The organism is Stenotrophomonas sp. (genome assembly GCF_032103445.1).
Taxonomy (GTDB): domain Bacteria; phylum Pseudomonadota; class Gammaproteobacteria; order Xanthomonadales; family Xanthomonadaceae; genus Stenotrophomonas.
In genome coordinates this window covers 46,885-53,748 of record NZ_DAMDFR010000025.1, presented here as the reverse complement: position 1 = coordinate 53,748, position 6,864 = coordinate 46,885, and the positions used below count along the sequence as shown (strand labels likewise).

Here is a 6,864-nt window from a genome sequence, read left to right as displayed (position 1 = left end):
ACCCGCGACCTCCGGCGTGACAGGCCAGCATTCTAACCAGCTGAACTACCGCTCCGCGCTGAAACTTTGCAGGCGCTCATCATATCCGAAGATGTGAAGAAAACCTACCCCGAATTAACACTTTTCGAGGATTTTTTTGAAACTGGCGGAGCGGACGGGACTCGAACCCGCGACCTCCGGCGTGACAGGCCAGCATTCTAACCAGCTGAACTACCGCTCCACACTTTCAAAAACCATCTACTGGCAGTGCCTGGTGGGTGCTGAGGGTTTCGAACCCCCGACCCTCTCCGTGTAAAGGAGACGCTCTACCGCTGAGCTAAGCACCCCAGCAAGCCGCTTAGTTTACGGCATCCTTCAGGGCTTTGCCAGCCTTGAACGACGGATTCTTCGAAGCAGCGATCTTGATGGTGTCGCCGGTCTTCGGGTTGCGGCCGGTACGGGCAGCGCGGTCGCGCACCTGGAACGTACCGAAGCCCACCAGGGTCACGGCGTCGCCGCCCTTCAGTGCCTTGGTGATGGCAGCAACGACTGCATCGACGGCGCGGTTGGCTTCGGCCTTGGTCAGGTCGGCGTTTTCAGCCACGGCGTCGATCAATTCGGTCTTGTTCATTCTGTACAGCTCCTTTGGCGGGGATTTCCGCGTGTTAGACAGTGATGCATCCGAACCGGTCGTGCTGCCCGGATGCCCGTGATTCGTTCGCCCCAGTCAGCAATGTGCTCACTTGCGAGTGGTGCTTTTATACCAGTGCCCCCTACCCCACGCAAGCTGAAAAGCCAATAACGACGCGGGTTTCAGAGGGTTCAGCTACGCGCGTCAGTGCTTGACGCGCGCGTTGGAAGCTGTCTTGCCACGGCTGCGAACCGCGACCGGCGGCTTTGCCTTCTTGGCCTTCTTCGGGGTCAGCGGCGTCTCCAGGGCGATGTCCAGCACCTCTTCGATCCACTTCACCGGCACGATCTCGAGGTCGCGGGTGACGTTGGCCGGAATGTCGGCCAGGTCCTTGCGGTTCTCCTCGGGGATGATGACGGTGCGGATGCCACCGCGCAGGGCGGCCAGCAGCTTCTCCTTGAGCCCGCCGATGGCGGTGACACGACCGCGCAGGGTGATCTCGCCGGTCATGGCGACATCGGCCCGGATCGGCACCTTGGTCAGCATCGACACCAGCGAGGTGACCATGGCGATGCCGGCACTGGGGCCGTCCTTCGGCGTAGCACCATCAGGCACGTGCACGTGCACGTCGTGCTTCTGCAGGAACTCGGGGTCGATGCCGAAGCCGACCGCGCGCGAACGCACCACCGACAGCGCCGCCGACGCCGATTCCTTCATCACGTTGCCCAGCTGACCGGTCAGGATCAGCGCGCCCTTGCCCGGCACCAGGGTGGATTCGATCTGCAGCAGGTCGCCGCCGACTTCGGTCCAGGCAAGCCCGGTGACCAGGCCGATTTCGTTCTGTTCTTCGGCACGGCCGAAGTCGAAGCGACGCACGCCCAGGTACTTGTCCAGGTTCTTGCTGTTGACCGTGACCAGCGCCTTGGCCTTGCGTGCGCCCTTCTTCGCCTTGGCCGCCGGCTGCGGGCCGGCCAGCGCGATTTCCTTGACCACCTTGCGGCAGATCTTGGCGATTTCGCGCTCGAGGTTACGCACGCCCGATTCGCGCGTGTAGTAACGCACCACGTCCTGGATGGCGTCGCTGGCGATCTCCAGTTCCTCCGGCTTCAGGCCGTTGGCCTTGAGCTGCTTGGGCACCAGGTAGCGCATGGCGATGTTGAGCTTTTCATCCTCGGTGTAACCCGGGATGCGGATCACTTCCATGCGGTCCAGCAGCGGGCCGGGGATGTTGAGCGAGTTGGAGGTCGCCACGAACATCACTTCGGACAGGTCCAGGTCCACTTCCAGGTAGTGGTCGTTGAACGCGTTGTTCTGTTCGGGGTCGAGCACTTCCAGCAGCGCCGACGACGGGTCGCCACGGAAGTCCATCGACATCTTGTCGATTTCATCGAGCACGAACAGCGCGTTCTTGCTGCCGACCTTGTTGAGGTTCTGCACGATGCGACCCGGCATCGAGCCGACGTAGGTGCGACGGTGCCCGCGGATTTCCGCTTCATCGCGCACGCCGCCCAGCGACATGCGCACGAACTTGCGGTTGGTGGCCTTGGCGATGGACTGACCCAGCGAGGTCTTGCCCACGCCCGGCGGACCGACCAGGCACAGGATCGGGCCCTTCATCTGCTTCACCCGCGACTGCACCGCGAGGTATTCCAGGATGCGGTCCTTGACCTTGTCCAGGCCGAAGTGGTCGGCATCGAGGGTGTCCTGGGCGACCTTGAGGTCCTTGCGGACCTTGGTGCGCTTCTTCCACGGCACGCCCAGCAGCCAGTCCAGGTAGTTGCGCACGACGGCGGCTTCAGCCGACATCGGCGACATCTGCTTGAGCTTGGTCAGCTCGGCCTTGGCCTTGGTTTCCACCGGCTTGGGCATGCCGGCCTCGGCGATCTTGCGGGCCAGCTCGTCCATCTCGCCGGGCGCGTCATCGAGGTCGCCCAGTTCCTTCTGGATGGCCTTCATCTGCTCGTTGAGGTAGTACTCGCGCTGGCTCTTTTCCATCTGCGACTTCACGCGGCCGCGGATGCGCTTTTCCATCTGCTGCACGTCGATCTCGCCATCGACCAGGCCGACCAGCATTTCCAGCCGTTCGCTGGTCTGCAGGGTTTCCAGCAGGCGCTGCTTGTCAGCCAGGCGCACGCTGATGTGGGCGGCGATGGTGTCAGCCAGACGCGCCGGCTCATCGATGCCGGACAGGGTCTGAAGCAGCTCCGGCGGCAGCTTGCGGTTGGTCTTGACGTACTGTTCGAACAGCGACATCAGCGAGCGCGCAATGGCCTCGACTTCGCGCGGTTCGCGGGCGTCGTCGGATTCGATCTCCTGGCCCACGCCGTGCAGCGCGCCGTCGCGCTCGGTGACCTGGGTGACGTTGACGCGCGCCAGGCCTTCAACCAGCACCTTGATGGTGCCGTCGGGCAGCTTCAGCAACTGCAGCACCTGGGCCAGCGTGCCGACCTGGTAGAGATCGGCTGCGGCCGGATCGTCGGTTTCAGCCGACTTCTGCGCCAGCAGCAGGATGCGCTTGTCGGCGACCATGGCCTGCTCCAGGGCATGCATGGACTTGTCACGACCGACGAACAGCGGAATGACCATGTGCGGGAACACCACCACGTCACGCAGCGGCAGAACCGGCAGGTCGAGAGTCTCACTTGGGGAACGGGCCATAGGGGCTCCAATGGAACAGTGGGGATGGCCTCCGGGCAGCTTCACCCGGATACAAAAAAGCCGATGGCCCCGTTATGGGGCCATCGGCATCAGGATGCAAGCTGCTCTGAAAAAAATCATTCAATTCAAACGGTTGAATGATTATTCAGCACCGGCCGCCTTCTGTTCAGGGGCGGGCGGGGTCTGGTAGATCAGGTAGGGCTCGGACTTGTGTTCGATCACCGATTCATCCACCACCACCTTGCTGACGTTTTCGGCCGAAGGCAGGTCGTACATGGTGTCCAGCAGGACCGATTCGACGATGGTCCGCAGGCCACGGGCACCGGTCTTGCGCTTGAGCGCCTTGCGGGCAATGGCCGACAGGGCGTCCGGACGGAACTCCAGCTCGACGTGCTCCATCTCGAACAGCTTCTTGAACTGCTTGGTGATGGCGTTCTTCGGCTCGGTCAGGATCCTGACCAGGGCCGCTTCGTCCAGTTCTTCCAGCGTGGCCACCACCGGCAGACGGCCAACGAACTCGGGAATCAGACCGAATTTGATCAGATCTTCCGGCTCGACCTCAGCCAGCACCTTGCCCACTTCCTGCTTGCGCTCGGAGCTCTTCACCTTGGCCCCGAAGCCGATGCCGCCGGCGTCGTTGGAGCGGGCGTGGATCACCTTGTCCAGCCCGGCGAACGCGCCGCCGCAGATGAACAGGATGTTTTTGGTGTCGACCTGCAGGAATTCCTGCTGCGGGTGCTTGCGACCGCCCTGCGGCGGCACGCTGGCCACGGTGCCTTCAATGAGCTTCAGCAGGGCCTGCTGGACGCCTTCGCCGGACACATCGCGGGTGATCGACGGGTTCTCGCTCTTGCGCGAGATCTTGTCGATTTCATCGATGTAGACGATGCCCTGCTGCGCCTTCTCGACGTCGTAGTCGCACTTCTGCAGCAGCTTCTGGATGATGTTTTCCACGTCCTCGCCCACGTAACCGGCTTCGGTCAGCGTGGTGGCGTCAGCCATGGTGAACGGCACATTGAGCAGGCGGGCCAGGGTTTCAGCCAGCAGGGTCTTGCCCGAACCGGTCGGACCGACCAGCAGGATGTTCGACTTGGCCAGTTCGACGTCGTCGTTCTTCTGGCGGCTCTCGATGCGCTTGTAATGGTTGTACACCGCCACCGCCAGCGTGCGCTTGGCGCGATTCTGGCCGATGACGTACTGGTCGAGGACCTCGAGGATCTCGCGCGGCTTCGGCAGCGAACTGCGCGCCGACTGCGCCTTTTCCTCAAGTTCTTCGCGGATGATGTCGTTGCACAGCTCCACGCACTCATCGCAGATGAACACGCTCGGGCCCGCAATCAGCTTGCGCACCTCATGCTGGCTCTTTCCGCAGAAGGAGCAGTAGAGGATCTTGCCGGTGTCCGTGGAACGACCTTGGCGGTCTTCGCTCATGCTTCGCTTACCCAGTTACCCCACCCGCTGAACGGGGGTTCGATTCGAGAATAGCACAGGGCCGGGTGGACACCAGTCCAGCCCGACCCCGCGGAAACAGGCCGGTCGCCCGGCCTGGCACTACCGTTACGCCGGGGTGATCGACTCTTCCGGGCGACGCTCGAGCACCTGGTCCACCAGGCCGTAGGCCACGGCGTCGGCGGCGCTCTTGAAGTTGTCACGCTCGGTATCGCGGGCGATGGTTTCCAGCGACTGTCCGGTGTGCTTGGCCAGCACTTCGTTCAGACGCGAACGCAGGGTCAGGATTTCACGGGCATGGATGTCGATGTCCGTGGCCTGGCCCTGGAAGCCACCCAGCGGCTGGTGGATCATCACCCGCGAGTTCGGCAGCGCATAGCGCTTGCCGGCCGCGCCCGACGCCAGCAGCAGCGCGCCCATCGAGGCGGCCTGGCCGACGCAGATGGTGCTCACGTCCGGCTTGATGTACTGCATGGTGTCGTAAATGGCCATACCTGCGGTGACCACGCCACCCGGCGAGTTGATGTAGATGCTGATGTCCTTTTCCGGATTGTCCGCTTCCAGGAACAGCAGCTGCGCCACCACCACGTTGGCCATGTGGTCGTCGATCGGACCGACCAGGAAGATCAGACGCTCCTTCAACAGGCGCGAATAGATGTCATAGGCGCGCTCGCCGCGGCTGGTCTGTTCGACCACCATCGGCACCATGTTCAGGGCTTTGGTTACGTTGTCCATTACTGGGGCACCTATTGAGTAGGGGGAAAACGCCCCGCGCCGGAGCGCGGGGCCTGTGACGCCGCCCGCTTACTGGCGGATGGCGTCCTGGAACGACAGGGCCTGCTCGGTGTGCTGGGCGCGCTCGGCGATCCAGTCGATCACCTGCTCTTCCATCACGCGGTTCTGCAGACCACTCATCAGCTGGGGGTCGTTGCGGTACATCTCAATGACCTGTTCCGGCTCTTCGTAGGTCGAAGCGATCAGGCGCATGGTTTCGTTCAGGCGCTTCGGATCCAGGCGCAGGTCGTTCTTGCGGGCCACTTCGCCGACAAGCAGGCCGACCAGCACGCGCTTCGCAGCGGCGTCCTTGAAGCCTTCGTGGGCGTCCGCCGGGACGTCACCCGGGTTGCGGCCGCTGCGGCGGATCTGCTCGACCTGCTGGGCCAGCATGGCGCGGGCTTCGTTCTCGACCAGGCGCGGCGGCATTTCCACCGAGGCGTAGGCGGCGATCAGCTGCTCGCCGACTTCGCGGCGCAGACGGTTCATCAGCGCGCCCTTCAGCTCGCGCTCGAGGTTGGCGCGGATGTCCTTGCGGAACTGCTCCAGGTCGCCGCCCTTCACGCCGAAGCTCTTGATGAAGTCGGTGTCCACTTCCGGCAACACCGGCTCGGACACGTCCACGGCCTTCACGGTCACCTTGACCTGCTTGCCGGCCAGGGCCGGAACGCGCCAGTCGGCCGGGAATTCGACGTCCAGGGTCTTTTCTTCACCCTTGGCCAGGCCGACCAGGCCCTTTTCGATCTGGTCGAACATCATGCCCTGGCCGATGACCACGCTGCCCTTTTCGGTGCCTTCGGCCGGCAGGCGCTCATCGCCCGCCTGCGAGAAGGTTTCCAGCGCGACCAGGTCGCCGTCCTGGGCGCCGCGGGTGACCGGGCTCCAGCTGCGGCGCTGTTCGCGCAGGTTGGTGATCATCTGGTCGATGTCGGCATCGGAGATTTCGGCGGTGTGGCGCACGACGGTCAGCTTGCTGACGTCGACGTCGCCGAAGTCCGGGATCAGTTCCACGGTGGCCACGAAGGAGAACTCGCCTTCGTCGCCCTTGTCGATGCGCGGGGCACCGGCGATGCGCAGGTCGTGCTCGCGCACGGCGGCATCGAAGGTTTCACGCAGCAGGCCGTCCAGCGCTTCGTTGCGCACCTGCGCGCCGAAGCGCTGTTCGATCACCTTGGCCGGCACCTTGCCCGGGCGGAAGCCCTTGATGCGCGCGGTGCGGGCGATTTCGCCCAGGCGACCGCTGATGTGCGTCTGCAGGCGGTCTTCCGGCAGCGAGAAGGTCAGGCGGCGTTCCAGATTGCCGGTGGATTCGATCGAAGCTTGCATGTTGACTCCTGCCACCGGTGGCGCGGCCCCCGGCACTGATGTGAATG

General features: G+C 63.7%; 5 protein-coding genes and 3 tRNA genes (1 of these 8 only partly in view). All 8 read right to left on the bottom strand.

What is annotated here, in order from left to right:
• Positions 1–55 (bottom strand) — tRNA-Asp (locus RT551_RS11175); it reaches 122 nt to the left of the window's first position.
• Positions 56–143: 88 nt separating this feature from the next.
• Positions 144–220, bottom strand: a tRNA-Asp gene (locus RT551_RS11170).
• Positions 221–251: 31 nt separating this feature from the next.
• Positions 252–326: transfer RNA gene (locus RT551_RS11165), tRNA-Val, on the bottom strand.
• 11 nt (positions 327–337) lie between these two features.
• Complete coding sequence (locus tag RT551_RS11160) at positions 338–610, bottom strand: HU family DNA-binding protein (RefSeq protein ID WP_311190343.1); 273 nt, start codon at positions 608–610, stop codon at positions 338–340.
• Positions 611–814: 204 nt separating this feature from the next.
• The gene (lon, locus tag RT551_RS11155; protein ID WP_313458561.1) at positions 815–3,268 is read right to left on the bottom strand and encodes an endopeptidase La; all 2,454 of its coding nucleotides are present in this window, start codon (positions 3,266–3,268) and stop codon (positions 815–817) included.
• Positions 3,269–3,409: 141 nt separating this feature from the next.
• On the bottom strand, positions 3,410–4,699 hold the full coding sequence (gene clpX, locus RT551_RS11150) for an ATP-dependent Clp protease ATP-binding subunit ClpX (protein ID WP_313458559.1): 1,290 nt from the start codon (positions 4,697–4,699) through the stop codon (positions 3,410–3,412).
• 126 nt (positions 4,700–4,825) lie between these two features.
• Positions 4,826–5,452, bottom strand: a complete 627-nt coding sequence (gene clpP / locus RT551_RS11145; RefSeq protein WP_282295106.1) for an ATP-dependent Clp endopeptidase proteolytic subunit ClpP — start codon at positions 5,450–5,452, stop codon at positions 4,826–4,828.
• A 69-nt stretch (positions 5,453–5,521) separates the two neighbouring features.
• Positions 5,522–6,817 carry a trigger factor gene (gene tig, locus RT551_RS11140; RefSeq protein ID WP_313458557.1) on the bottom strand — a complete coding sequence of 432 codons (1,296 nt, stop codon included), beginning with the start codon at positions 6,815–6,817 and terminating at the stop codon, positions 5,522–5,524.
• Positions 6,818–6,864 lie beyond the last annotated feature (47 nt).

Excerpts from the sequence above, each read along its gene's own strand:
- RT551_RS11160 (WP_311190343.1), bottom strand. The coding sequence starts at position 610 with ATGAACAAGACCGAATTGATCGACGCCGTGGCTGAAAACGCCGACCTG.
- lon (WP_313458561.1), bottom strand. The coding sequence starts at position 3,268 with ATGGCCCGTTCCCCAAGTGAGACTCTCGACCTGCCGGTTCTGCCGCTG.
- clpX (WP_313458559.1), bottom strand. The coding sequence starts at position 4,699 with ATGAGCGAAGACCGCCAAGGTCGTTCCACGGACACCGGCAAGATCCTC.
- clpP (WP_282295106.1), bottom strand. The coding sequence starts at position 5,452 with ATGGACAACGTAACCAAAGCCCTGAACATGGTGCCGATGGTGGTCGAA.
- tig (WP_313458557.1), bottom strand. The coding sequence starts at position 6,817 with ATGCAAGCTTCGATCGAATCCACCGGCAATCTGGAACGCCGCCTGACC.